General features: G+C 70.1%; 20 protein-coding genes. 11 read left to right on the forward strand and 9 right to left on the reverse strand.

The features are described from left to right. The first annotated feature begins 19 nt into the window (after positions 1 to 19). On the forward strand, positions 20 to 1252 hold the full coding sequence (locus tag OG735_RS32030) for an arginine deiminase (RefSeq protein WP_327326611.1): 1233 nt from the start codon (positions 20 to 22) through the stop codon (positions 1250 to 1252). Positions 1253 to 1318: 66 nt separating this feature from the next. After that, complete coding sequence (argF, locus tag OG735_RS32035; RefSeq protein WP_327326612.1) at positions 1319 to 2326, forward strand: ornithine carbamoyltransferase; 1008 nt, start codon at positions 1319 to 1321, stop codon at positions 2324 to 2326. Positions 2327 to 2430: 104 nt separating this feature from the next. Here the strand turns inward: argF and OG735_RS32040 are convergent, their stop codons facing one another. Then, positions 2431 to 2964: a hypothetical protein gene (locus OG735_RS32040; RefSeq protein WP_327326613.1), complete on the reverse strand. Its 534-nt coding sequence runs from the start codon at positions 2962 to 2964 to the stop codon at positions 2431 to 2433. A gap of 240 nt (positions 2965 to 3204) precedes the next feature. Here OG735_RS32040 and OG735_RS32045 point away from each other — a divergent pair, with 240 nt between their 5' ends. Beyond that, complete coding sequence (locus OG735_RS32045; RefSeq protein WP_327326614.1) at positions 3205 to 4032, forward strand: enoyl-CoA hydratase family protein; 828 nt, start codon at positions 3205 to 3207, stop codon at positions 4030 to 4032. 2 nt (positions 4033 to 4034) lie between these two features. Beyond that, on the forward strand, positions 4035 to 6485 hold the full coding sequence (locus OG735_RS32050) for a bifunctional salicylyl-CoA 5-hydroxylase/oxidoreductase (protein WP_442812525.1): 2451 nt from the start codon (positions 4035 to 4037) through the stop codon (positions 6483 to 6485). A gap of 28 nt (positions 6486 to 6513) precedes the next feature. Here the strand turns inward: OG735_RS32050 and OG735_RS32055 are convergent, their stop codons facing one another. Both OG735_RS32055 and OG735_RS32060 read right to left on the reverse strand, forming a co-directional pair. After that, positions 6514 to 7320, reverse strand: a complete 807-nt coding sequence (locus OG735_RS32055; protein ID WP_327326615.1) for a PaaX family transcriptional regulator — start codon at positions 7318 to 7320, stop codon at positions 6514 to 6516. 4 nt (positions 7321 to 7324) lie between these two features. Next, on the reverse strand, positions 7325 to 8941 hold the full coding sequence (locus tag OG735_RS32060; RefSeq protein ID WP_327326616.1) for an AMP-binding protein: 1617 nt from the start codon (positions 8939 to 8941) through the stop codon (positions 7325 to 7327). A 129-nt stretch (positions 8942 to 9070) separates the two neighbouring features. Between OG735_RS32060 and OG735_RS32065 the strand changes: the two genes are divergently transcribed. The 4 genes from OG735_RS32065 (at position 9071) to OG735_RS32080 (ending at position 13180) form a co-directional block, all read left to right on the forward strand. Continuing rightward, positions 9071 to 10240, forward strand: coding sequence for an acyl-CoA dehydrogenase family protein (locus tag OG735_RS32065; RefSeq protein ID WP_327326617.1), 1170 nt, complete (start codon positions 9071 to 9073; stop codon positions 10238 to 10240). Next, entirely contained in the window at positions 10237 to 10635 is a 399-nt protein-coding gene (locus OG735_RS32070) for a RidA family protein (protein ID WP_327326618.1), read from the forward strand. The genes OG735_RS32065 and OG735_RS32070 overlap by 4 nt, the downstream gene beginning before the upstream one ends. Before the next feature lie 61 nt (positions 10636 to 10696). Continuing rightward, positions 10697 to 11542 carry an alpha/beta fold hydrolase gene (locus OG735_RS32075; RefSeq protein ID WP_327326619.1) on the forward strand — a complete coding sequence of 282 codons (846 nt, stop codon included), beginning with the start codon at positions 10697 to 10699 and terminating at the stop codon, positions 11540 to 11542. Between the two features lie 87 nt (positions 11543 to 11629). Further along, a complete protein-coding gene (locus tag OG735_RS32080) occupies positions 11630 to 13180 on the forward strand; it encodes an MFS transporter (RefSeq protein WP_327326620.1) in 1551 nt (516 codons plus the stop codon). Between the two features lie 3 nt (positions 13181 to 13183). Here OG735_RS32080 and OG735_RS32085 read toward each other — a convergent pair whose 3' ends face one another. The 6 genes from OG735_RS32085 to OG735_RS32110 all read right to left on the reverse strand — a co-directional run bounded on the left by OG735_RS32085 (position 13184) and on the right by OG735_RS32110 (position 19109). Beyond that, a complete protein-coding gene (locus OG735_RS32085) occupies positions 13184 to 13999 on the reverse strand; it encodes a VOC family protein (protein ID WP_327326621.1) in 816 nt (271 codons plus the stop codon). A 212-nt stretch (positions 14000 to 14211) separates the two neighbouring features. Continuing rightward, positions 14212 to 15471, reverse strand: coding sequence for a mannosyltransferase family protein (locus OG735_RS32090; protein WP_327326622.1), 1260 nt, complete (start codon positions 15469 to 15471; stop codon positions 14212 to 14214). A gap of 26 nt (positions 15472 to 15497) precedes the next feature. After that, positions 15498 to 16778 carry a glycosyltransferase family 39 protein gene (locus OG735_RS32095; RefSeq protein ID WP_327326623.1) on the reverse strand — a complete coding sequence of 427 codons (1281 nt, stop codon included), beginning with the start codon at positions 16776 to 16778 and terminating at the stop codon, positions 15498 to 15500. Further along, positions 16775 to 17998, reverse strand: coding sequence for a glycosyltransferase (locus OG735_RS32100; RefSeq protein WP_327326624.1), 1224 nt, complete (start codon positions 17996 to 17998; stop codon positions 16775 to 16777). The genes OG735_RS32095 and OG735_RS32100 overlap by 4 nt, the downstream gene beginning before the upstream one ends. A gap of 104 nt (positions 17999 to 18102) precedes the next feature. Further along, the gene (locus tag OG735_RS32105) at positions 18103 to 18591 is read right to left on the reverse strand and encodes a hypothetical protein (RefSeq protein ID WP_327326625.1); all 489 of its coding nucleotides are present in this window, start codon (positions 18589 to 18591) and stop codon (positions 18103 to 18105) included. A gap of 11 nt (positions 18592 to 18602) precedes the next feature. Next, complete coding sequence (locus OG735_RS32110) at positions 18603 to 19109, reverse strand: SigE family RNA polymerase sigma factor (RefSeq protein WP_327326627.1); 507 nt, start codon at positions 19107 to 19109, stop codon at positions 18603 to 18605. Positions 19110 to 19944: 835 nt separating this feature from the next. Here OG735_RS32110 and OG735_RS32115 point away from each other — a divergent pair. From OG735_RS32115 to OG735_RS32125, 3 genes are all read left to right on the forward strand, one after another. Then, the gene (locus OG735_RS32115) at positions 19945 to 21186 is read left to right on the forward strand and encodes a cytochrome P450, cyclodipeptide synthase-associated (protein ID WP_327326628.1); all 1242 of its coding nucleotides are present in this window, start codon (positions 19945 to 19947) and stop codon (positions 21184 to 21186) included. A 265-nt stretch (positions 21187 to 21451) separates the two neighbouring features. Continuing rightward, a complete protein-coding gene (locus OG735_RS32120; RefSeq protein WP_327326629.1) occupies positions 21452 to 23449 on the forward strand; it encodes an ATP-binding protein in 1998 nt (665 codons plus the stop codon). A 118-nt stretch (positions 23450 to 23567) separates the two neighbouring features. Continuing rightward, positions 23568 to 25040, forward strand: a complete 1473-nt coding sequence (locus OG735_RS32125) for an MFS transporter (RefSeq protein ID WP_327326630.1) — start codon at positions 23568 to 23570, stop codon at positions 25038 to 25040. Positions 25041 to 25049 lie beyond the last annotated feature (9 nt).

A 25049-nucleotide genomic window follows, 5' to 3' on the forward strand; every position in this document is an offset into this window, starting at 1 on the left:
GCGCGGTGAGGATGGGGGCATGGGATTCCATGTCGACTCCGAGACCGGGCTGCTGCGCCAGGTCATACTGCACCGACCAGACCTGGAGCTGAAGCGCCTCACACCCAGTAACAAGGACGCCCTGCTCTTCGACGATGTGCTCTGGGTGCGCCGTGCCCGGCACGAGCACGACGGGTTCGCGGACGTGCTGCGCGACCGCGGGGTGGAGGTGCACCTCTTCGGCGATCTTCTCCGCGAGTCGCTGGAGATCCCGGAGGCCAGAAAGCTCGTGCTGGACCGGGTCTTCGCCGAGAAGGAGTACGGTCCGCTCGCCACGAGCCACCTCAGAGCCGCTTTCGACGAGCTGTCCACGGCCGACCTGGTCGAGGCGCTGGTCGGCGGGATGACCAAGCGGGAGTTCCTCGCCGGTCATCCCGAGCCGACGTCCGTCCGCTTCCATGTGATGGATCTCGACGACTTTCTCCTCCGGCCCCTGCCGAACCATCTCTTCACCCGCGACACCTCCGCCTGGATCTACGACGGCGTCTCCATCAATGCCATGCGGTGGCCGGCCCGGCAGCGTGAGACCGTCCACTTCGAGGCGATCTACAAGCACCATCCGCTCTTCACAGGTCCGCGCGCGGGCGAGTTCCACCACTGGTCGGAGGGGCAGGACGACTACCCCTCCACCATCGAGGGCGGCGACGTCCTGGTCATCGGCAATGGCGCGGTACTGATCGGGATGAGTGAGCGGACCACTCCGCAGGCCGTGGAGATGCTGGCCCGCGGGCTGTTCGCTGCCGGTTCGGCCCGGACCATCGTGGCGCTGGACATGCCCAAGCGACGGGCTCTGATGCACCTCGACACCGTTATGACGATGGTCGACCGCGACACCTTCACCCAGTACGCGGGGCTCGGCATGCTCCGCTCGTACACCATCGAACCGGCCGAAGGCGCTCAAGGGCTCAGGGTCAGCGATCATCCGCCCGAGCAGATGCACAGCGCGATCGCCGCCGCGCTGGGGCTCAAGGAGATCCGGGTCCTCACGCCGACCCAGGACGTCCACTCGGCGGAGCGCGAGCAGTGGGACGACGGCTGCAATGTCCTGGCCGTCGAGCCGGGCGTCGTCGTCGCGTACGAGCGCAATGTCACCACCAACACCCATCTGCGCAAGCAGGGCATCGAAGTGATCGAGATCCCCGGCAGTGAACTGGGTCGGGGCAGAGGAGGACCCCGCTGTATGAGCTGTCCGATCGAACGCGACTCCGTATAGCAATGCAGACTGTCGTATACACTTCCACGGTCACGTCATCGCATTCGCGACCCAGGAGCAGCCACCATGGCGATACATCTCGAAGGCCGCCACTTCCTCAAGGAGCTGGACTTCACCGCCGACGAGTTCCGCGGCCTGATCGGTCTGGCCGCCGAGCTCAAGGCGGCCAAGCGTGCGGGCACCGAGATCCAGCGGCTGCGCGGCAAGAACATCGCGCTGATCTTCGAGAAGTCGTCGACCCGTACGCGCTGCTCCTTCGAGGTCGCGGCCGCGGACCAGGGCGCATCGACGACGTACATCGACCCGGCAGGCTCGCACATCGGCAGCAAGGAGTCCGCCAAGGACACCGCGCGGGTGCTCGGCCGGATGTTCGACGCCATTGAGTTCCGCGGTGATGGGCAGGCCACTGTCGAGGAGCTCGCCGCGTTCGCCGGGGTCCCGGTCTACAACGGACTCACGGACGACTGGCACCCCACCCAGATGCTCGCCGATGTGCTCACCATGACCGAGCACAGTGACAAGCCGCTCGAGCGGATCGCCTTCGCCTACCTGGGCGACGCCCGCTTCAACATGGGCAACTCCTACCTGGTCACGGGCGCTCTACTGGGCATGGACGTACGGATCGTCGCGCCGAAGTCGTACTGGCCGGCCGAGGACATCGTCGCCAGGGCCCGCGAAGCCGCCGAGGCCAGCGGCGCGCGGATCACCCTCACCGAGGACATCGCCGAGGGTGTTGCCGGCGCGGACTTTGTCGCCACCGACGTCTGGGTCTCGATGGGCGAGCCCAAGGAGATCTGGGACGAGCGCATCGAGGCGCTCGGTCCGTACGCCGTGACCATGGATGTCCTGCGCGCCACCGGCAACGCGGACGTGAAGTTCCTGCACTGCCTGCCCGCCTTCCACGACCTGGGCACGAAGGTCGGCCGGGAGATCCACGAGAGCCATGGACTGACCGAGCTCGAAGTCACCGACGAGGTCTTCGAATCGGAGCACTCGGTCGTCTTCGACGAGGCGGAGAACCGTATGCACACGATCAAGGCGATCATGGTCGCCACCCTCGGCGACGCCGGATAGTCATACGCGCGGTGGCGCGGACCGGTTCCGGGCCGGTGGGCTTGGAACCGGCTCTTGCGGAGCCGGTCGGCGGTGATCGCCCTGCGCCGCCGCTCATCGAGACCTCAGTGAGTGGACGCCGGGGGCATGCAACCGGTCTCGGGGTAGTGGCCGTTGGCGTCGGCCCACACGCGGTCTTTGCTGACGGCTCCAGTGACGCAGGCGGTCTTGCCCATCCAGATGCCGTAAGTGCTGCCTTCGGCCTGGTCCGTCCCGGTGCCGATCAGCAGCGCTCCCACGGAGAGGTGGGCGGGGGCGGCGAGCTGTGCGAGTACGGGCCGTACCTCTGCAGGACTGATCCTGCCCCGTCGGCGCAGATCGTCGAGGGCTCGTTCGACCTCAGTGGCCTTCTGCCTGGCTCGCTTCTCGTCCTGCGGACTCATCTCGCCGGGCTGTCGTCCCCGGTTGTTGTCGGCGTAGTTCGGTGGTGCGTCGGACCGTGGCGCGTCCGGCCCGGAGGTACTGGTGTCGTGCGAGCTCGATGAGTTGGTGCCATTGAGATTGGAGAACACGTCGTCCGCGCTCTTCCCGCAGCCGGCCATAGTGAGGACGGCGGCTGCGGCGGCGCTGGCGACGGCAGTGTGTTTCCGCGTTGGCATGATCCGATGCTCCCTGCCCGGTGCTTGGGGATCATGAGTACCGGTACTCAACTTCGGTTACTCAACTTCGGTCCGTCGGTGGTGCGGTGAACGGCACGGGCCCCGTCGGCCGCGGACAGGACGACCTTCTCCAGGAACGGGTAGCGCCCCTCTCTTATCGCGTTCTCATGACGGAAGTCACGTATAAGTGATAGCTTCGTAAGGCAGGTAATAGTTGGCCCGCTGAGGGAGGCCGCGTACATGAGCCCCTTTTCCAGCTCTGCGCCCCGCACCGAGCAATGGCGCCACATCAGGCTGACCAGGCAGGACGGTGTCGCCACCGTCACGCTCGACCGGCCCGACAAGCTCAACGCGCTCACCTTCGGTGCCTACGCCGACCTGCGCGACCTGCTCGCCGAGCTGTCCCGGGAGCGGTCCGTGCGGGCGCTGGTCCTCGGCGGAGAGGGGCGCGGCTTCTGTTCCGGCGGCGACGTCGACGACATCATCGGCGCCACGCTGGCCATGGACACCGCCCAGCTCCTCGACTTCAACCGGATGACCGGGCAGGTCGTACGGGCGCTGCGGGAATGCCCCTTCCCGGTGATCGCCGCGGTGCACGGTGTCGCGGCGGGAGCCGGTGCGGTGCTGGCGCTGGCCGCGGACTTCCGTATCGCGGACCCCTCGGCCCGGTTCGCGTTCCTCTTCACCAAAGTGGGGCTCTCGGGCGGCGACATGGGCGCGGCGTATCTGCTGCCGCGGGTCGTCGGGCTGGGACACGCCACCCGGCTGCTGATGCTCGGCGAACCGGTCCGCGCGCCGGAGGCCGAACGGATCGGCCTGATCAGCGAGTTGACGGACGAGGGCGAGGCGGACACCCGGGCGGCCGAGCTGGCCCGCCGACTGGCGGAGGGCCCGGCGCTGGCATACGCCCAGACCAAGGCACTGCTCACCGCCGAGCTCGACATGCCGCTCGCGGCCTCGGTCGAGCTGGACGCGGCGACGCAGGCGCTGCTGATGAACGGCGAGGACTACGCGGAGTTCCACGCGGCATTCACGGAGAAGCGCGCGCCGAAGTGGCAGGGGCGCTGACGATGCCCCGGCCGACCGAAGGCACCGCGACGAGCCCGCCCCCTGCCGCGGCGCCCGAGTCGACCCGGGCCTCCGTCTCGCCGGCCGAGCAGGAGGGCCGGGTCCGGGCGCCGGCGCGATCCGGCCGTGCCCTGCGTGTCGCCGTAATCGGTGGCGGGCCCGGCGGGCTGTACGCCGCCGTGTTGCTCAAGCGGCTCGATCCCGCGCGGGAGATCACCGTCTGGGAGCGGAACGGCCCCGAGGACACCTTCGGATTCGGTGTCGTCCTCTCCGACGAGACCCTCGGCGGGATCGAGCACGCCGACCCCGCCGTCTACCGCGCGCTCCAGGACGAGTTCGTACGCTGGGACGACATCGACATCGTCCACCGCGGCCGGACCCTCACCTCCGGCGGACACGGCTTCGCCGCGCTCGGCCGGCGCAGGCTGCTGGAGATCCTGCACCAGCGCTGCGCCGATCTCGGCGTACGGCTCCGTTTCCGCACCCCCGCCCCGCCGGCCGCCGAGCTCGCCCAGGCGTACGACCTCGTCATCGCCGCCGACGGCCTGCACAGCCTCACCCGAGAGGCGCACGCCGACTCCTTCGCGCCGCGCATCACCTCCCACCAGTGCCGCTACATCTGGCTCGCCGCCGACTTCGCCTTCGACGCCTTCCGCTTCGAGATCGCCGAGACCGAGCACGGGGTGATGCAGCTCCACGGCTACCCCTTCGCCCGCCCGTCTCCCCGCGACCACCCCTCAACGAGGCCTTCCGGGCCGCAGAACCAATGCGGCACCAGCACCGTCATCATCGAGATGCGCGAGGAGGTCTGGCGGGCGGCCGGCCTCGACACCTGCGACGAGGCGCAGTCCACGGACCAGTGCGCGAAGATCTTCGCCGACGCCCTCGGCGGCCGCCCTCTCCGCGGCAACAACTCCGCCTGGATCGCCTTCCGTACCGTCGTCAACGACCGCTGGTCCCACGGCAATACGGTGCTGCTCGGCGACGCCGCCCACACCGCCCACTTCTCCATCGGCTCCGGCACCAAGCTCGCCGTCGAGGACGCGCTCGCGCTCGCCGCCTGCATCGAGGAGCAGCCGACCCTCGGCCAGGCCCTCGCCGCGTACGAGACCGAACGCCGCCCGGTCGTCGAGTCCACCCAGCGCGCGGCCGCCGCCAGCCTCCGCTGGTTCGAGGATCTCGCCACCTACCTCGACCAGCCGCCCCGGCAGTTCGCCTTCAACCTGCTCACCCGCAGCCGCCGAGTCACCCACGACAATCTGCGGCTGCGCGATCCGGCCTTCACCGACTCCGTCGAGCGCGACTTCGGCTGCCCGCCGGGCACACCCCCGATGTTCACGCCGCTCCGGCTGCGCGGACTGACCCTGCGCAACCGCGTGGTCGTCTCACCCATGGACATGTACAGCGCCGCCGACGGCATCCCCGGCGACTTCCATCTCGTCCACCTCGGCGCACGCGCCCTCGGTGGAGCGGGCCTCGTCATGACCGAGATGGTCTGTGTCAGCGCCGAGGGCCGGATCACCCCCGGCTGCACCGGCCTCTACACCGACGAACAGGGCGCGGCCTGGCGCCGCGTCACCGACTTCGTGCACCACCACTCGCCCGGCACGGCGATCGGCGTCCAGCTCGGCCATTCCGGCCGCAAGGGCTCCACCAAGCTCATGTGGGAAGGCATCGACCAGCCGCTCGACCAGGGCAACTGGCCGCTCTCCGCCCCCTCCGCGCTGCCCTACCGGACCGGGGTCAACCAGGTCCCGCACGCCCTGGACCGGGCCGGACTGAACGACATCCGCGAGCAGTTCGCCGCCGCCACCCGACGCGCCGTCCGCAGCGGCTTCGACCTCCTCGAACTCCACTGCGCCCACGGCTATCTGCTGTCCGGTTTCCTCTCTCCGCTCACCAACCGGCGGACCGACTCCTACGGCGGCTCCCTGGACAACCGCCTCCGCTTCCCCCTCGAAGTCTTCGACATGATGCGCGACATCTGGCCCGACGACCGGCCCATGACCGTCCGTATCTCCGCGACCGACTGGGCACAGGGCGGCACCACCGCCGAAGACGCGGTCGGGATCTCCCGCGCTTTCGCCGCCCACGGCGCCGACGCGATCGACGTCTCCACGGGACAGGTCGTCCCCGATGAGCAGCCCGAGTACGGCCGCTCGTACCAGACTCCGTACGCCGACCGGATCCGCAACAGCCTCGGCATTCCCGTCATCGCCGTCGGCGCGATCTCCTCGTGGGACGACGTCAACTCGCTCCTGCTGGCGGGCCGCGCCGACCTCTGCGCGCTGGCCAGGCCGCATCTCTACGACCCCCACTGGACGCTGCACGCGGCGGCCGACCAGGACTACACGGGCCAGGGCGCGCCCTGGCCGCTCCCGTACCGGGCGGGCAGCCGCAAACCCCCGACCGGCCGCACGGACGCACCGAAACCGAGGCTCACCCTGGGCTGAGGCAGAGGTAGCAGCACACCGCACGGGGTCACGGTTGCACGAACGCCGCGCCCGCGTCCCGCAGCAGCGCGTGCAGCCGGGCGAAGACCTCCGCCGACCGTCCGCCCGGCCAGCCCTGCGGCAGCAGCTCGACCGGCAGGCCCGGATCCACGTACGGAAGCCGCCGCCAGGAGTCCAGCGCCGACAGATAGTCCCGGTACGCGTCCTGGGCAGGCACCTCGTCGCGCGCCTCCCACGACCGCAGCACCGGCCCGTGCAGATCCAGGAACTCCTCGTGCTGCTTGGCGATCGCCGCCAGATCCCACCAGCGCGCCACCGCCTCCGCCGTGGGCGCGAAGCCGAGGTGCTCGCCGCGGAACAGCTCGACATACGGGTCGAGCTGGAGCCGCCGCAGCGTGTGCCGGGTCTCCTCGTACAGCCGCGACGGCGCGATCCAGACACCGGGCGCCGCCGACCCGAAGCCGAGCCGTGCCAGCCGGGAACGCAGCAGATGGCGCTTGTGGCGCTCGGCCTCCGGCACCGAGAAGACGGCGAGCACCCAGCCGTCGGACAGTGAGGGGGAGTGCCGGGTGTAGATACGCCGGTCCCCGTCGTCGAGCAGCTGGCGCGCATCCGCCGAGAGCGCGTAACCGGCGGCCCCGTCCGCGGTGCGCTCGGGGATCAGCAGGCCGCGGCGTTTGAGCCGGGAGACCGAGGAACGTACCGACGGGGCGTCGACGTCGAGGACTGCCAGCAGACGGATGAGTTCGGCCACGGGGAGAGGCCCCGACCGTTCGCGTCCGTACGCGCCGTACAGGGTGACGATCAGGGAGCGGGGGGTGTGCTGCTCGGCCACGTGATCACTCTATGGCCCGCAGCCGGTAGCGCTGCAGCTTGCCGGTCGGGGTGCGCGGAAGCGCGTCGAGAAAGACGATCTCGCGCGGACATTTGTACGGTGTCAGCCGCCGTTTCACGGAGTCGGTCAGCGCGGCGGCGGTGTCGTCGCCGGCCGGGACCCCGTCGCGCAGCACGACGTACGCCACCACGATCTGACCCCGCAGCGGATGGGTACGGCCGATCACCGCGGCCTCCGCCACATCCGGGTGGTGCAGCAGCGCGTCCTCCACCTCCGGTCCCGCGATGTTGTAGCCGGCCGAAATGATCATGTCGTCGGCGCGTGCGACATAGCGGAAATAGCCATCCGGCTCACGCACATACGTGTCGCCTGTGACGTTCCAGCCGTCATGTACATACTCCCCCTGGCGAGGGTCGGCCAGATAGCGGCAGCCCACCGGGCCGCGTACGGCCAGCAGCCCCGGCTCGCCGTCGGGGACAGGCAGGCCGGCGGTGTCCACCACGCGCGCGTGCCACCCCGGAACCGGGATCCCGGTGGTCCCCGGTCTGATCGACTCGTCCGCCGCCGAGATGAAGATGTGCAGCAGCTCGGTCGCGCCGATGCCGTTGATGATGCGCAGCCCGGTCCGCTCCTGCCAGGCACGCCAGGTGGCGGCAGGCAGATTCTCACCGGCGGACACACAGCGCCGCAGCGAACCGGTGTCGTGCGCTTCGAGCTCGTCCAGCATCACGCGGTATGCGGTCGGCGCGGTGAACAGGACCGACACCCGGTGCGCGGCGATCGCGGACAACAGCTGCCTGGGGCCCGCCTGTTCGAGCAGCAGCGCCGACGCCCCCGCCCGCATCGGGAAAATCACCAAGCCGCCGAGCCCGAAAGTGAAGCCCAGAGGCGGGCTGCCCGCGAAGACATCGTCGGGCTCGGGCCGCAGTACCCGCGCGGAGAAGGTGTCCGCTACGGCCAGCACATCCCGGTGGAAGTGCATGCATCCCTTGGGGCGGCCGGTCGTGCCCGAGGTGAACGCGATCAGCGCGACATCGTCGGCCGCGGTCGCCACCGCTTGGTACGGCTCCGGCGCCGCGCCGGCGGCCAGCCCCAGCAGATCGTCGGGGGAGTCACCGCCGTACGCCGTGATGCGCAGCCCCGGCACCTCCGCCTTCGCCAGATCGTCGACCGACCGGATGTCGCACAGGGCGTGGCTGACGGCGGCGATCTCGCAGACCGTGGCCAGTTCCCTGGCCCGCTGCTGGGCCAGAACGGTGACCGCCACCGCGCCCGCCTTCATCACGGCCAGCCAGCAGGCGGCGAGCCAGGGGCTCGTCGGCCCGCGCAGCAGGACGCGATTTCCGGGGACCACCCCAAGACCGGAGGTGAGGACATGCGCGATCCGGTCGACCTGGTCGCGCAGCTCCCCGTAGGTCCAGACCTCGCCGCCGCCGGTACGGAAGACGGGCCGCTCGGCGCCGAATCGCTCGATCGTACGGTCCAGCAGCTCGGCCCCGCAGTTGAGCCGCTGCGGATAGTTCAGTTCGGGCAGGTCGAGGAGGATTTCCGGCCACTGCCCGGTGGGCGGGAGGTGGTCGCGCGGAAAGGTGTCGAGGTGGGCCGAGGGTGTCAGCTCCATGGTTCGCCCCTTCTCGTGGTGGGGTCGCGAATCGAGCGTATCGTGAAGGTGACGACAGTCAACGGTCCGCGATACCCTGCTTTCCCAGGGGGCACCCCGGACCCCCGGCCGCACGAAGTGGGGGCACGGATGCCCGTATTTTCACTCGATCCGGCACAGACCGCCTGGTGTGCGCAGCTGCGCGCCCTGGCCGGCGAGCGGCTGCGACCGCTCGCGGAGAAGGCGGAGCCGGGCCGCGTCAACCGCCCCTTGGTCGCTGCTCTCGGCGAACTCGGCTTGCTGCAACGACTGTTCGGGGCCGGTGCGCTCGAGCTCTGCCTGCTGCGCGAATCGCTGGCGTACGGCTGCACGGAGGCCGAGACCGCCCTCGCCCTCCAGGGTCTGGGCAGCTACCCGCTGGTCCAGGCGGGTACGGCCGCCCAGCAGGAGCGCTGGCTGCCCGAGGTGATCGCGGGGCGTGCCGTTGCCGCCTTCGCGCTGAGCGAGCCGGACGCCGGCTCGGACGCGGCGGCACTCGCCCTCAAAGCCGTGCCGGATCAAGGAGGCTGGCGGCTGAGCGGCGAGAAGCGCTGGATCTCCAACGCCCCCGAGGCCGACTTCTACACCGTCTTCGCCCGTACGACGGAGGGCGCCGGCGCACGTGGAGTCACCGCGTTCCTCGTCCCGGCGAACCGGCCGGGACTGACCGGGACCGCGCTGGAGATGCTCTCGCCGCACCCCATCGGCGCACTTGCTTTCAACGATGTGCCGGTGACCGGCGACGACGTCCTCGGCGAGACCGACCGCGGCTTCCGTGTCGCCATGAACACCCTGAACCTCTTCCGGCCCAGCGTCGGCGCTTTCGCAGTCGGCATGGCCCAGGCCGCCCTGGATGCGGCCCTCGAGCACACCGCCCGCCGCACCGCCTTCGGCGGTCCGCTCAAGGAGCTCCAGTCCGTCGCCCACCAGGTCGCCGAGATGGCGACACGGACCGAGGCCGCGCGGCTTCTGGTGTACGCCGCGGCCGCCGCATATGACGAAGGGGCCGCCGACGTGCCGAAGCGGTCCGCGATGGCGAAACTGCTGGCGACGGAGACCGCGCAGTATGTCGTGGACGCCGCCGTCCAACTGCACGGCGCCCGCGCGCTCCAGCGCGGCCACCTCCTGGAACACCTCTACCGAGAGGTCCGCGCCCCCCGGATCTACGAGGGCGCCACCGAGGTCCAGCGCACGATCATCGCCAAGGAGCTGTACTCCAAGGGGCCGTACGCGAAGGGGCCGTACGCGAAGGAGTCGCACGCGAAGGAGCCGCACGCATGAGCCTGCACCGCCACAATCCGGCCGAGCTCTCGCCGCCCACCGGCTTCTCGCACGCTGTCACCGCCACCGGCTCACGCCTTGTGTTCCTGGCCGGGCAGACCGCGCTGGACACCGATGGGAAGATCGTCGGCGAGACGCTGCCCGAGCAGTTCGAGACGGCACTGGCGAATCTGCTCACCGCCCTCGCGGCCTCCGGCGGTGCCCCGCAGGACCTCGCCCGGGTCACGGTCTATGCCACCGATGTCGCCGACTACCGCGTTCATGCGGTTGAACTGGGCCGTATCTGGCGGCGGTTGGCGGGCCGTGACTACCCCGCGATGGCGGTGATCGGCATTGTCCGGCTCTGGGACGACGAGGCCCTGGTCGAGCTCGACGGTATGGCGGTGCTCCCCTGACCGGGCTCTGGCGGCCCGGAGCCTCCGTGCATAACATCGTTATGACCCGAGGGGAGCCGTCATGCCGGAGATCGAACTCAGCGCAGGGACGATCGCGTACGAGGACACGGGAGGTCCCGGCCCCGTCGTTGTTCTGCTGCACGGTCTGGTCCACGACGCGACGGTCTGGCGCAAGGTCGTCGCCGGACTGGGGCGGGACCACCGCTGTATCACCCCGACCCTGCCCTACGGCTCGCACCGCACCCCCATGCGCACGGACATCCCGCTCGGACCCGACTCCGTCAATGAGCTGATCGCGGAGTTCCTGGACCGCCTGGACCTGCGCGAGGTGACCCTCGTCGAGAGCGACTGCGGACGCGCGCAGACCGTCGCGGGACGCCATCCCGAGCGGCTCGCCCGGCTCGTGCTCATCTCCTGCGAGGCCTTCGACAACTACCCGCCGGGCGCACCCGGCAAGATGATCTCGCTCGTCTGCAAAGTGCCCGGCGGCGTCGCGCTGATGGCCCGGATCCTGGCGCTGAAGCCGCTGCGCCGACTGCCCATCGGCCTCGGCGCGCTCACCAGGCGTCCCGTACCGCACGAGATCGCCGACGGCTGGCTGCGGCCGCTGCTCACCGACAAGGCCATCAGGAACGACTTCCGCCGCTACAACGCGGGTGTACGCAAGACCGAACTCCTCGAAGCGGCCGAAGGACTACGGAAGTTCGACCGGCCCGCGCTGGTGGTGTGGGCAACGGAGGACCGGATGATGCCGCGGGAACACGGCCGGCGGCTGGCCGAACTGCTGCCGCAGGGGCGGCTGCTGGAGATCGAGGACAGCTGCACGCTGATCGCCGAGGACCAGCCGGAGCGCCTGACGGAAGCGCTGCGTGCCTTCATCGCGGAGACTGCCGCGGAACGGTCTTGATCGATTGGTGGTGCGCCCGCCCCGGGTTTACCGTCGATGGGTAGACGGATTCGTCTACTGACCCTCGTAAGAGGGACACGATCCGCCATGACGACTCCGCAGCCGGTTCCCACCTCGCAGACCGCCGCGTCGGACAAGAAACTCGGCGGCAACGGGATCGCGCTCCTCGTCATCGCCTCGTGCCAGTTGATGGTGGTACTCGATGTCACCATCGTGAACATCGCGCTCCCGCACATCCAGAGCGCGCTGAACTTCTCGACCACGAGCCTTTCCTGGGTCGTCAGCGCCTATACGCTCACCTTCGGCGGCCTGCTCCTCCTCGGCGGCCGCACCGGTGACATACTCGGCCGCCGCCGGGTTTTCATGTTCGGCGTCCTGCTCTTCGCGCTCGCCTCTCTGCTCGGCGGCCTCTCCCAGAACTCGGGCCAGCTCCTTGCCTCTCGCGCTCTGCAGGGCGCCGGCGGCGCCATCGCATCGCCGACCGCGCTCGCACTGATCACCACCACCTTCATCGAAGGCCCGGCCCGCAACCGGGCGTTCGGAGCTTTCGCGGCGGTCTCCGCGGGCGGCGGCGCGATCGGTCTGCTGGCAGGCGGCATCCTCGTCGAATGGCTCGACTGGCGCTGGGTGTTCTTCGTCAATGTGCCGATCGCCCTGCTCATCGTTCTGGCGACGCCTCGCCACATCAAGGAGTCCGAGCGCCATCCGGGCCACTTCGACCTGGCCGGTGCGCTGACCTCGACGCTCGGCATGGTCGCGCTGGTCTACGGCTTCATCCGGGCCGCGCAGGAAGGCTGGCGCGACCGGCTCACGCTCGCGTCGTTCGCCGCGGCGGTGGTGCTCCTCACGACCTTCATCCTCACCGAGCGCCGCTCGAAGCAGCCGATCACGCCACTGCACATGTTCGCCGACCGCAATAGGGCAGGCACCTACGGAATCATGCTGAGCCTCGCCGCCGCGATCTTCGGCATGTTCTTCTTCCTCACGCTCTTTGTGCAGGACGTGCTGGACTTCAGCCCGCTCCAGGCCGGCCTCGCCTTTCTGCCGGTGAGCGCGGTCATCGCGGTGGGCGCGGGCATCGCCTCACAACTTCTGCCGAAGTACGGACCGAAACCGTTCATGGTGACCGGTGCCATCCTGGCCGCGGTGGGACTGTCCTGGCTGACCCTCACCGATATCCATTCGACCTATCTGGGCAGCATCCTGGGACCGGTGCTCATCTTCGGCCTCGGCATGGGGATGAACTTCGTCTCGCTGACCCTGATGGCCGTCTCCGGTGTGCCCAGACATGAGACGGGCGCGGCCTCCGGCATGCTCAACGCGACCCAGCAGGTGGGCGGTTCGCTCGGCCTGTCCATTCTGGTGACGGTCTTCGGTACGGCCAGCCGCAACGAGGCCAAGGACCAGATACCGCTCTTCATGGCCCAGGCCACCCCGGTGGAACGGCTGAGTTTCCGGCGCACCGGACAGCTCCCACCGCCGTGGGGTGACGAGGTACTGACCTCCGGAATCTCCGTTGCCTTCGTCGTGGCCGCCATGTTCACGGTGATCGCCGCGGTGATCGCCCTCCTGGCCATCCAGGTCCGCCCCTCGGACCTGGCACGCTTCCAGGGAGAGGTCACTCCCGGGCAGCCCTGAGACTCATTCGGGGACTGCGCTGCTGGTGACGGTGAACAGAGCGCCGTCCGGATCGCGCAGCGTGGCCTCCTCGCCCTGCGGCATCGAGCTCTGTCCCAGGACGAGGCCTCCATTGCGGCGGGCTGCCTCCACGGTGGCCTCCACGTCGCCGACCGGGAAGTGGCAGTGCCAGTGGGGCCGGAGCGTGGGGTCCGGTGCCGCCCCCGTCGCGCCGGAGCTGAGGCGCGCGAGCACATGCCCCTTGCTGCGCAGCACGACTTCGTCCTCCTCGTAGTCGACCTGGCAGGAGCCGGGGCGATCGGATGCCCACTCGAGGACTTCGCCGTAGAAGATCGCCGCTTCGAAGGCGTTGCGGGTCCGCAGACGCAGCCAGACGGGCGCCTTCTTGCGCCCGGTCAGCCAGTCGGAGACGAGCAGTCCCTCCCAGATGCCGAAGACGGCGCCGTCGCGGTCGGCAGCCAGCGCCCCCCGCCCCATGGAGAAGGTGAGCGGGCCGACCGCGACGGTACCGCTGCGCTCCCGGATACGCGCGGCAGTCTCATCCGTATCGATGACGGCGAAGTACGGGGTCCAGGCGACGGCGACCTGCAACATGGACGCCAGCGCCCCGATTCCGGCGACCGGCGCACCATCGAGGAAAGCGGTACTGAACTCGTCGCCCAGTACGCCCTTCCGGAATTCCCACCCCATGACCGTGCCGTAGAAATCCTGCGCGCCCTGCAGGTCACGTGTCATCAGACTGACCCAGCACGGCGCGCCGAACACTGCGGCGCTCGATGTCACTCCTGCGGATCCGGCTGCTCTCGTTGGCTTGTCCATCACTCGGCGTCCCGGTCGGATTGGGGCGTTATGCACCCCCAGCCCCCTTATCCTCCCCTGAACAGGGCAGGCTCGCGAACCGCGCGCGTACTCTCAGTGACGGACGGGGACGGTGACGAGCCGGTCAGATGTCCCGGAACTGATGCGCCGGGTTTCCGGCCGGGGGCGATCCGCATCGGCTGACCTGGCCGAGAGCGCCGGTTCGGTTCGTGTCAGCCGGTCCAGTGGCCCGAGGTGAACGTCACCGCGAGCACCACCGTCAGCGGAGCCACTACGCCGACGTACGCCTCCTTCACCCACGTGCGCCGCAGGCTCCAGTGGGCCAGGCCGGTCCACAGCGGCCACCAGAGCAGGGTTGCGCGGGGGATGGACAGGTACCAGTACGACGTCCCCAGGGCCCAGAGGCTGAGCCCGATGTACACGGCCTCCGGCCAGCGGCGGCGGAGCAGAAGGAAGAAGAGCAGCAGGACACCGACCGCCATCGCGGCCAGTTCGAGCTGGAACTCCCAGGCGTAGCCGGTGGTCTGGAGGTGGTCGAAGGCGTTCCGCCAGGTGTTCCGGAACGCTTCGGCGGGGGTGTGGAAGTCGCGGTGCCAGCCGCGTTCCTGCGCGTGCTTCCAGGCTGTCCAGTCGCCGGTGTTCGCGTGCAGGTAGACGGTGTAGGCCGTGGCGGGTACGGCGGGCAAAGCACACCAGGGCAGGGAGCGCCAACGGCGGCGCCCTCGGCGGTCGGCTCGGGCCAGGAGGCATTCGACCGTGATCGCGGCGGCCAGGAACAGGCCGCTGATCCGGGTGGTGGTGGCCAAGGCGGCGAGAACGCCCGCGACCGGCCAGTTGCGGTTCTTCGCCGCGAGCCAGGCCGGCAGCGCGAACGCGAGGAAGAGGGATTCCGTGTATCCGGCTGCCAGGAACACCGCGGCGGGCGACAGCAACAGAAAGCCCGTGGCCCGTCGGCCGGCCCGAGCGCTGTCCGGTCGGCCCAGTCCGGCGATCCTTGCCAGGGCTACGACGGCCACCGCACCGCTCACCAGGGAGATCAGCAGGCCGGCCACGGCCCAGTCGGTGATGAGGGTGTGCACGGTGCGCAGCAGGAGGGGGAAACCGGGGAAGAAGGCCGCCCGGTTGTCGGACGCGGGGTCGATTCCAGGGAAGGGGTCGAAGTAGCCGTACTGGGCTATGTGTTGATAGTGCACCCAGTCCCATTGCTCCCAGCGGGACAGCCATGGGGCGGGTGTCCTGGCGTCGGATCCGGCTGGGGACAGCCAGGCGGCGCAGTAGGCGACGAGCCACAGCCCGAGGCGCGTGAACAGGTAGAGCCGGAGCACCCGGAGGTCCGTCGGGGTCAGTCGGTCGAGCAGTCGCCGCTGCTCGGGGGCGCCGGTGGGGTTCCGTACGGGACCTGGATCGCGTGTGGGAGCACGGTGTGCCGGACTCGAGGCCGACTGCTCGGCGGTGGGCAGGGTCGTGGTCATCGGGCATCCATTCCTGGGTCCGTCGGTTACGGGACGCCGAGTTCGAAAAGGCCGTAGCCCGCGTACGAGCCGGAAGCCAGGGCCGCGATGCCGAGGAGCACGAGCTGGTGGGTCGGGCCGAGGCGGCGCAGGGCGAGGGCGAGCGGGAGAAAGAGCGGGAAGAGGGGGAGCAGATAGCGGGAGACGTTGCCGAATATCTGCTGGCTGCCCAGGACGAGGACGAGGGTGAGGACGGTGTGGACCATCAGGACGGCCGGGGGACGTAGCCGGATCAGCAGCGGGAGCAGTGCGAGCGCGAGCAGGACGACACCGACGCCGATCAGGTCCGCGAAGGGCCAGGCGGAGAGATAGTCGAAGTGGCCCACCGGGACGGATGTGAGGACGTCGAGGGTGTGCCGGCCGTAGTCCCACTCGTGGGCCCAGGCACCGGACTGAAGCCTGAAGTAGCCGCCGTAGTCGCCCATTTGGTGACCCACCCAGCCGAGATGGGCGAGGAGGCCGAGCGGGGCGACGGCCATCGCGGCCACCGGACGCAGGATGCCGTCCCGGCGACGGTGGAGCGCGAGCAGGGCCGCGACGGCGACGGCGGCGATCAGCGCCACGGCGGTGGGTCGGTTGAGCCCTGCCGCGCAGGTGAGGAGACCGGCGGTGAGCCAGCGGCGGCTCAGGACGGCATGGCAGGCCCAGACGGCCAGGGCCACGTAGAGGGAGTCGGAATAGACCGCCCACTCCACGCCGGAACCGGGCCAGACGGCCCAGAGTCCGGCCGCGGCCAGCCCGGCCCGTCTGCCGCCGAGACGTTCGGCGATGGCGTAGATGCCCAGGGCGGCGGCCACGGAGGCGAGGACGGAGACCAGCAGGCCGGCGCCGTACAGGCCGAGGCCGGTGAGCTCGGAGACCAGCCGCATCAGCGCCGGGTAGAGCGGGAAGAACGCCGCCGAGTTCCCTTCGAGAGTGACCGGGCCGGTGGCGCCGGGGATCGGGACCAGCTGAGGGTCGTACCCGTGCGCGGCGATCTGCTGGTACCACCAGCCGTCCCAGCTGGCCAGGACGTCCCATGGGTGGGCGCCGCCGCCGAAGCGCGGGTTCTTCGTGCGGTAGTCCCCGGCGGAGTGCAGCAGCCACATGAAGGCCGCGAAGCCGATGAACTTGAGCGTGCCGTAGACGGCCAGTACGGGGCCGTAGTGCTCGGCTGTGCGGCGCAGCCGGCGCCGGAGGTCGGGGTCTGTGGTGGCGGGCTGCTGCGACAGCCTTGCGTTCCAGCTCAGGGTTCCGGTCGCGGTCGTACGAGCGGTGGTCCTGATCATGCGCGGAACACCCACGCTCGGAAGAACAGGAACCGCAGCAGCGTCGCGGCCAGGTTGGCGGCGAGGAGTACGGCGAGTTCGGTGGCCTGCCCGGCCGAGGGCACCGCGTGGTGCAGGGCGGCGAGCGATCCGCCGGTGAGCGCCAGGCCGATCAGGAGGACGACCAGGCCCCTGCCCTGATGGCGCAGCACACCGCCGCGGCCACGGAGGCCGAAGGTGAGCCGCCTGTTCACGGTCGTGTTGGCGACGGCGCAGACCAGCAGCGCGAATGCGTTGGCGGCCTGGGATCCGGCCATCGGGCGCAGCGCCGCGTAGAGGAGCAGGTATGCGAGGGTGCTGACGGCGCCTACGGCGGCGAAGCACACGAGTTGGGTGGCGAGCCTGCCCGGTGCGTCGGCGCCACCGTCGCGGAGCGACCCGCCCGGCGGCAGCGTGCCCCGCGCCAGTGCCCCGCCGATCCTGGCGATGCCGCGCAGGTCGGCCAGTGCCGTGGCGAGGATGTCGACCCGGGTGTCGGGATCGTCCACCCAGTCGACCGGCACCTCATGGATGCGCAGCCCGGCACGCTCGGCGAGCACCAGAAGTTCGGTGTCGAAGAACCACTCCGAGTCCTGCACGAGGGGCAGTAGTCGCTCGGCCACATCACGCCGCACCGCCTTGAATCCGCACTGCGCGTCGGAGAAGCCCACGGCGAGGACGGAGCGCAGGAGGGCGTTGTAGCAACGAGAGGTGATCTCTCGCTTGGGGCCGCGCACCACCCGGGAACCGGGGGCCAGGCGGGTGCCGATGGCGATATCGGAGTGGCCGGAGAGCAGCGGGGCCACGAGCGGCAGCAACGCCGTCAGTTCCGTGGACAGGTCCACGTCCATGTACGCGAGTACGGGGGCCGACGAGAGCGACCAGGCGGTACGCAGCGCCCGGCCGCGACCCTTCTCGGTCAGCCGAAGCCACTGTGCTTCGGGTATTTCGTCTGCCAGCCGAGCGGCGATCTGCGGGGTGCTGTCCGTGCTGGCGTTGTCGGCGATGGTGATACGGAACGGATAGGGGAAGGTCTCGCGCAGGTGTGTGTGGAGCCGCCGCACGCTCGGCTCCAAGTCTCTCTCCTCATTGAACACGGGGACGACCACGTCCAGGACGGGCTCCCGGTGGTGCGGCGCCACCGGTGCGCGGTGCGGTAGTCGGCTCAGGTCCTTCAGCACAAGTGACTCTTGGTTTCTCATGTTTTGTCCTTTTTGTGACCTGGCGTGGGGCAGGCCGAAGACACTCGGGGCGAGGGTGGGCTAGGGCGTTACGGGGTGCCGAGCGAGGGCGAGGTGGTCGACGGCTAGTTCCGCGCCGTCGCCGTACCCGAAGGCGGGGTCGAGGTCGGGGGCGGCGACGCGCCCTCCGTGCTCCCCGGCGGGGTCTCAGTGGCCGTAGCCGAACTGTCGGCCGTGGCCGTACTCCCGTCCGTGGCCGGCGGCGTGATGGCGGCGGTCCCGTCCGGGGGCGCGGGGGAAGTGGAGGTGTCCGAGGAGGAGGGCATGCTCGGGGACGCGTCGGGTGTCGCCGACGGGGCGGAGGGCGAAGGGCTCGTCGCGGGATGTGGACCGGGGTGGCTGGGCTCGAGCCGGGTCGCATGGCCGGGCAGCAGGAACAGCCCGACGCTGAGGCCGACGACGGCCAGGGCCGAGCCGGCGGCCCGCTGTGCGGCCCGTCTGCGGCCGCGGACACGCACCCTTGTCCGGAGACGTTCCTGGTGCCTCGGCTCGAACGGTGCGGGCGTCTCGGTGTCGCGCATCATCTGTGCCAGCTGCTGCTCGAAGTGATCCATGGGGTTCTCCTTCACTGCACCGGCTCGTTCACATCGCCGAGGAGCAGCCTCAGCCGCGCCACTCCGCGTGCGGCATGGGACCGAGCCGTGCCCACCGGGCACCCGAGCGCCTCCGCCACCTGCCCCTCGGGCAGGTCCTGGTAGTAGCGCAGCACCACCGCCACCCTCTGCTTCGGCGACAACTGGGCCAGCGCGGCCTCCAGTCGAGAACGCTCCACCACGTCCGCGGACACATCGCCGACCGCCGCCGCCTCGGGCAGCTGTTCGACGGGGCGTTCACCCCACCAGCGCCGCTGTCCCGAGCGTGCCGCCGCGCGCACCATCACCTTGCGGACGTACGGCTCCGGTGCGTCATCCGCGACCTTGGGCCAGACGAACCAGAGCTTGACCAAGGACTCCTGCAACAAGTCCTCGGCCCGATGCCGATCGCCTCCGACGAGCAGACGGGCCAGGTGGACCAGCGCCGACCAGCGGGCAGCCACGAACTCGTCGAACGCACGGGCTCGACTCTGCTCCATCCGCACTGTCCCTGTTCTCGCCGGTCGCCTACACCCTGTAAAAGACACTGGCGCGCGGCCCACGATGCACCTGCGGCTCGTGATCTGGATCACAGGGCATGTCGACGACAAGCGCGCGGGATGCTCCTCCGTCCCGTCCCGTCCCGCCCCGTCAGCGACGCCGACGACGAGGACGCGGTTCGAACGGCCCTTCCCGACGGCCACCCGCCCGACGGGAAGGGCACCGCCGTCGAAGACCAGTGATGCCAACCCCTTTGGCCGCAGGGGGATTTCCGTACCTCCAGGTGGGAGGACGGCCCGGTCGTCCACCCCCGCCGGACGGCCCCGTCCCCCACGGGCGACGGTGTGTCCTGGGCGTAGGCGATCGTTCCGTCCTTGCTCACCGGGCCACTGGTGAACTGCTCGGAGACACTCGCCACCTACGGCGCCTTCTTCAACCCGGCTGTCGGAGCGCCGATCTCGGACTTGTTGGCCGCGGGGGTCACGTTTCGGGCCGCCGGGCGCCTCGAAGACGACCCGCGCGGTCGCGCCGGCGGCGGAGGCTTGCGGGAAGCCCTCCCCCGCGACCGGAACCAGTGCCGCCGTTCGCTCATCCTGTACCCCGAGTGGGCCTGCTTGCTTGCTTACACTCTCGCGGACGCACTACGTGGAGGTGGGAGCGCATCACACGGCAGGTCCCGCATCCCGACCCGCGCGTTGCACGCCGTGGCACTCGACTCCTACGTGCCGCCCGAACTTCCTTCTCCCCAGCTTCGATGCGGCCGCTGACGGTCCACGTCCCGCCTCCCCGGTACTTGTTCCTTCCGGGCACTGCGCACTTTGAGAGGTCTTCACCATGCCCGTGGTCAATCCCTGTTTCAGCATCCTGTCCGAGGACTTCGCCGCAGCCCCCTACCGCTACTTCGCACAGCTGAGGGAGCAGACTCCGGTGCACTACGAGCCGGCGATCGACAGCTATTTCCTCTCCCGCTACCAGGACGTCAAGCGGGTACTGACGGACCACGAGGCGTTCACTACCCAGACGCTGCAGGTGCGCGCCGAGCCGGTGATGCGCGGTCCGGTCCTCGCCCAGATGACCGGGGCCGAGCACACCGCCAAGCGAAAGATCGTCGTCCGGGGCTTCACCGGCCAGGCCCTCCAGAACCAGATACGCGCCATCCACTCCAACGCCGCCGAACTCATGGCCCCCTTCCTTTCCCGAGGCCGGATGGACCTCGTCAACGATTTCGGCAAGCCCTTCGCCGTCCACGTGACCCTCGATGTCCTCGGTTTGGACAGAGAGGACTGGCGGCAGGTGGCCGCCTGGCACAGCGGGGTCGCCGAGTTCATCACCAGCATGACTCTCACCCCCGAGCGCCGCCGGCATTGCATGGACTGCGCGGAGCAGCTGGAGGCCTATCTCGTACCCGTCATCGAACAGCGGCGCCGCCACCCCGGCGAGGACCTGATATCGGCGCTGTGCACCGCCGAGTTCGACGGCGTCGCCATGAGCAATCGCGATGTCACCGCGCTGATCGTCAACGTGTTGGCTGCCGCCACCGAGCCCGCGGACAAGACCCTCGCCCTGCTCTTCAAGCACCTGATCGACCACCCCGAGCAGATGGCGCAGGTCCGCCAGGACCCGAACCTGCTGACCGCCGCGATCGCCGAGACCCTGCGCTTCACCCCACCGGTCCAGCTCATTCCCCGCCAGGCGGAGGAGAACGCCGTGTTCGCCGGCACCACCGTCCCGGCAGGTGCCACCGTCTTCTGCATGATCGGCGCGGCCAACCGCGACCCCGATGCCTTCACCGCCCCGGACACCTTCGACATCCACCGCCCGGACCTGGGCACCGCCCGCTCCTTCACTGCGGCTGCCCAGCACCTGGCCTTCGGTACCGGACTCCACCAGTGCGTCGGCGCGGCCTTCGCACGCGCCGAGATCGAGACCGTCGCCGCGATGCTCCTGCCCGTGCTCGACCAGGTCCGCTACAGTCCCGACTTCCGCTACCGGGAGACGGGCCTGTACACCCGCGGACCCGTCTCCCTGTCGCTGGACTTCACTTCCGTCCACGCAGACCGCACCAGCCGTGACTGACGGTTGTTAGGATCTCTAGCGGTTGTTATGATCTCTAACGGAGCGGCGGTCCTGGAGGCGGAATCGGCCTCCGAAGTGCCGGATGCGACACCACTTCACACGAATGCGTGGCACCACAGCCTCGATCGGTCGGAGCCGGGTGGTGCACAAGGGGGCCGGAGCACCGCCACACCTGCCTCGTGCCGGTGGCTGGCGCCGAGAGGCCCGATGGGTGTTCTCCGGGCATGGCCGTCGAGTGCTGGAGCAAAAGGGGAGGGGAGCCGCCATGGCGTCCGTGGGAGAGAGACTGAGCCGTGCGCGAGTACGGGCCTTCATAGGCCGGGACGAGGAACTCGGGCGCTTCGGGGAGGCTTTGGCCGGCGATCCGCAGGCGCCGTTCGTGTTCTACGTGTTCGGGCCGGGCGGCATCGGGAAGTCGACGCTACTGCGGCGCCTGGCGGATTACGCTCGTGCGGCGGGCCGGCTGCTCGTCGAACTCGACGGCCGGTTCGTGAACCGGGACCCGGCCGATTTCGAGCGGGCCGCCGGTCCTTTCTTGGACGTTCCGGGCACGGTCCTGTTCGTGGACTCCTTCGAGCACTGCCAGTGGCTGGAGAGCTGGCTGTGGCACCACTTCCTGCCTCGCGCGGCGGACGACACCCTGGTCGTCCTGGCCGGTCGGCGCGCTCCGCAGCCGCAATGGACCGCCGATCCCGCCTGGTCCGGGCTCCTGCACGTGACCGAATTGGAGCCGTTCTCCGAGGAACAGGCCCGCAGCCTGCTGGTCGCGGCGCAGATCCGGCACGAACTACGGGACCGGGTGCTTCGCTTCGCCGGAGGCAACCCGTTGGCTCTGTCTCTCGCGGCCGCAGCAGGATCGTCGGGTTGCAGCAGGGAGGAGATCTGGGCTCCCTCGGCGGACGTCCTGCGCACCCTGTTGGCGGGGTTGATCGGTGAGGTGCCCACGGCGGCCCACCGCCGCGCCCTGGAGGTGGCGGCACAGGCCCACTCGACGTCCGAGGAACTGCTCGACGCGGTGCTGCCCGGGGAGGATGCCCATCTGCTCTTCTCCTGGCTGAGGGACCTGCCCTTCATGGAGTCCACGCATCGGGGGCTCCACCCGCACGACGCCGCACGCGAGACGCTGGCCGCCGACCTGCGCTGGCGTGCTCCCAACGCGTTCGAGACGATGCGCCAGCGTCTGGCGGACGAGTACCTGCGCATACTGCGCGAGGCACCCGAGGAGCGGGTGTGGACCGTCACCGACGAGCTCTTCTACCTCTTCCGGGAGGGGAAGACCCTGGCCCGACTACGCACCTGGTCCCGCGAGGACGAGGTGCACGACCGTCCTCTGCACCCGGATGACATCGATGTCGTACTCCGCATGGCCGAGGAGACCGAGGGAGCGGCCTCCGCGGAACTGGTCCGCTACTGGGCACAGCGCCAGCCGCAGGCCTTCAGCGTCTACCGTCTCGTGAGCACGGGCCGGATCGTGGCGTTCACTACCCGGCTGGCTCTGCCGGCCCCTCCCGACCCCCAGGACCTGGCCACCGATCCTGTCGTCGCGGCAGCGTGGGAGTTCACCGATGCCACCGCGCCGGTGAGCCCCGGCGAACACATCGGCGTAAGCCGCTTCTCGATCTACCCCGAGCGGTACCAGGTCCCCTCGCGCGTCATCGACTTGAGTAGTTCCCGGGCCCAGGCGGAGGCCGCCCGCGCCCGCGGTCGCGCCTATGGCTTCGCCGTCTACCGGGACGCCGAGACTTGGGCCGAGCGCGTCAAGGGCACCCTCAGCGACACAGGGGCGCGCCCGCGAGTCGGTGAGCACACCTACGGGCTGTTCAGCGTCGACTGGCGTCAGGTACCCGTGGAGACCTGGCTTCTCCACTTCATATCGGCCGCCGAAGTGCCGGCTCCACCAGGACCGTCGCCCATCTCGCGTACCGCGTTCGACCGGGCCGTGCGTGAGGCGCTGGCGCACTGGCGCGATGCGGGAGCCTTCGCCGCCTGTGCCCTGATGCGCGCCCGTCTCGCGGCTGATTTCGGTGATCCTGCCGGGGAGTTGCGCACCCTGCTGCGCCAGGCCGTCGACGACCTCGCCCATGACCCGCGCGGAGTGCGCGCCTGCGAGGCCCTGACGGCAGGCTACTTCTCCGGTGCACCCACCCAGGAGGCCGCAGCCCGCCGCCTGGGCCTTCCGTACGGCACCTACCGTCGCCACCTGCGCCAGGGCCTGGACCTGCTCTGCGAAGCCCTGTGGCAGCAGGAGCTGCACGGCCCCTGACAGCAACCGAAGCCGCACGCTTCGGCAAATGCGGGTGGACGGCTGCGGACAGCAATGGACAGTCCCCGCCCCTGTCGGGCCTGGAAAGTGGACACCGTCCGACACGAGCCTGTGCGCCATGAACGTTGCACGCACGCAGACGAACCAGGCAGCACGCCGAGCCCCCCGGCCGGGAGCCGTGCTCGCGGCACTCGCCGCGGCGCAGTTCACCGTCATGCTCGCCACCTCGATCGTCAATGTGGCGCTTCCGCAGATCCGCGCCGGAGTCGGCCTGTCGGACGGCGGAACCACCTGGGTGGTCAACGCCTACGGCCTGGCGTTCGGGGCACTGCTCCTGGCGGGCGGGAGGGCGGCCGACCTCCTCGGCCGCCGGCGGGTGCTGATCGCCGGGCTCGCGCTGTTCGCCGCGGCTTCGCTGTCGGCGGGACTGGCCACCGCTTCGGGCGTGCTGATCGCCGCCCGCGCCGTTCAGGGCCTTGCCGCCGCCGCCATCGCTCCGGCCGCGCTCGCCCTGACGATGGACCAGTTCCCATCCGGCCCGGGGCGTGGCAAGGCACTGGGGGTGTGGGGGGCTGTCTCCGGCGCGGGAGGAGCGGGCGGCGTCCTGCTGGGCGGTGTGCTCACCCAGGCGTGGGGCTGGCCCTGGATCTTCCACTCGGTCGCGCTCGGGGCGGCGCTGGTCCTGGCCGCCGTGGCTGCGCTCGTGCCACGGGCGGCCGGACGGACGGCCGGGCGGTTCGACCTGCTGGGCACGGCCACCGTCACCCTCGCCCTGACCTGCCTGGTCTGGGGCCTGACCACCGCACGCGGCGCCGGCTGGACCGACGGCCGGGTGCTGGGCGCCCTCGGGACCGCCGCCACGCTGCTCGCGGCCTTCGCCGTGATCGAGCGCCGCCGGCCGAACGCACTGATACCGCCGCGTCTGTTCACCACCGGCCAGGTCGCTGCGGGCAACCTGCTGATGGCGCTGCTGGGCTCGGTGTGGATCGCTCTGTTCTTCTTCCTGCCGCTCTACCAGCAGCAGGTCCTCGGATCCAGCCCCTTGGCCACCGGAGCGGGACAACTCCCGCTCGCCGGCGCCAATATGCTCGGCGCCGCCCTGGCGCCGCGCATCTCCCGGCGCATCGGGGCCTCCGCGACCGTGACCGCGGCCCTGCTCACCGAGGCCGCGGGCCTGATGTGGCTGTCAGGGATCAGCGCTCACGGCAGCTATCTCGCCAACATCCTCGGCCCGAGCATCCTGATCGGCCTGGGCCTCAGCATCGCCTTCGTCCAGCTCACCGCGCTCGCCGTGGACGGCGTCCCACGACAGGACGCGGGCCTGGCAGGCGGCCTGGTGAACACCACCCGCCAGGTCGGCGGCGCCATCGGCCTCGCCGCCCTGGCCACCCTGGCCGGCTCCGTCACCGCCCACGCGTCCACCCACCAGCCCCATCTGGAAGCCCTCACCGCCGGCTACCGCACCGTCTTCACGGTCGCCGCCGCGGTCCTGGCCGCAACAGCCCTCCTCGCGCTGCTCCTCACCCGCTGTGCCGGCCCGCGGACCGCAACCACCTCCACCGGCCCGGCTTCCGAACCGCAACCCGCCTGAACCTCCTGA

This window comes from Streptomyces sp. NBC_01210 (assembly GCF_036010325.1).
Lineage (GTDB): Bacteria > Actinomycetota > Actinomycetes > Streptomycetales > Streptomycetaceae > Streptomyces.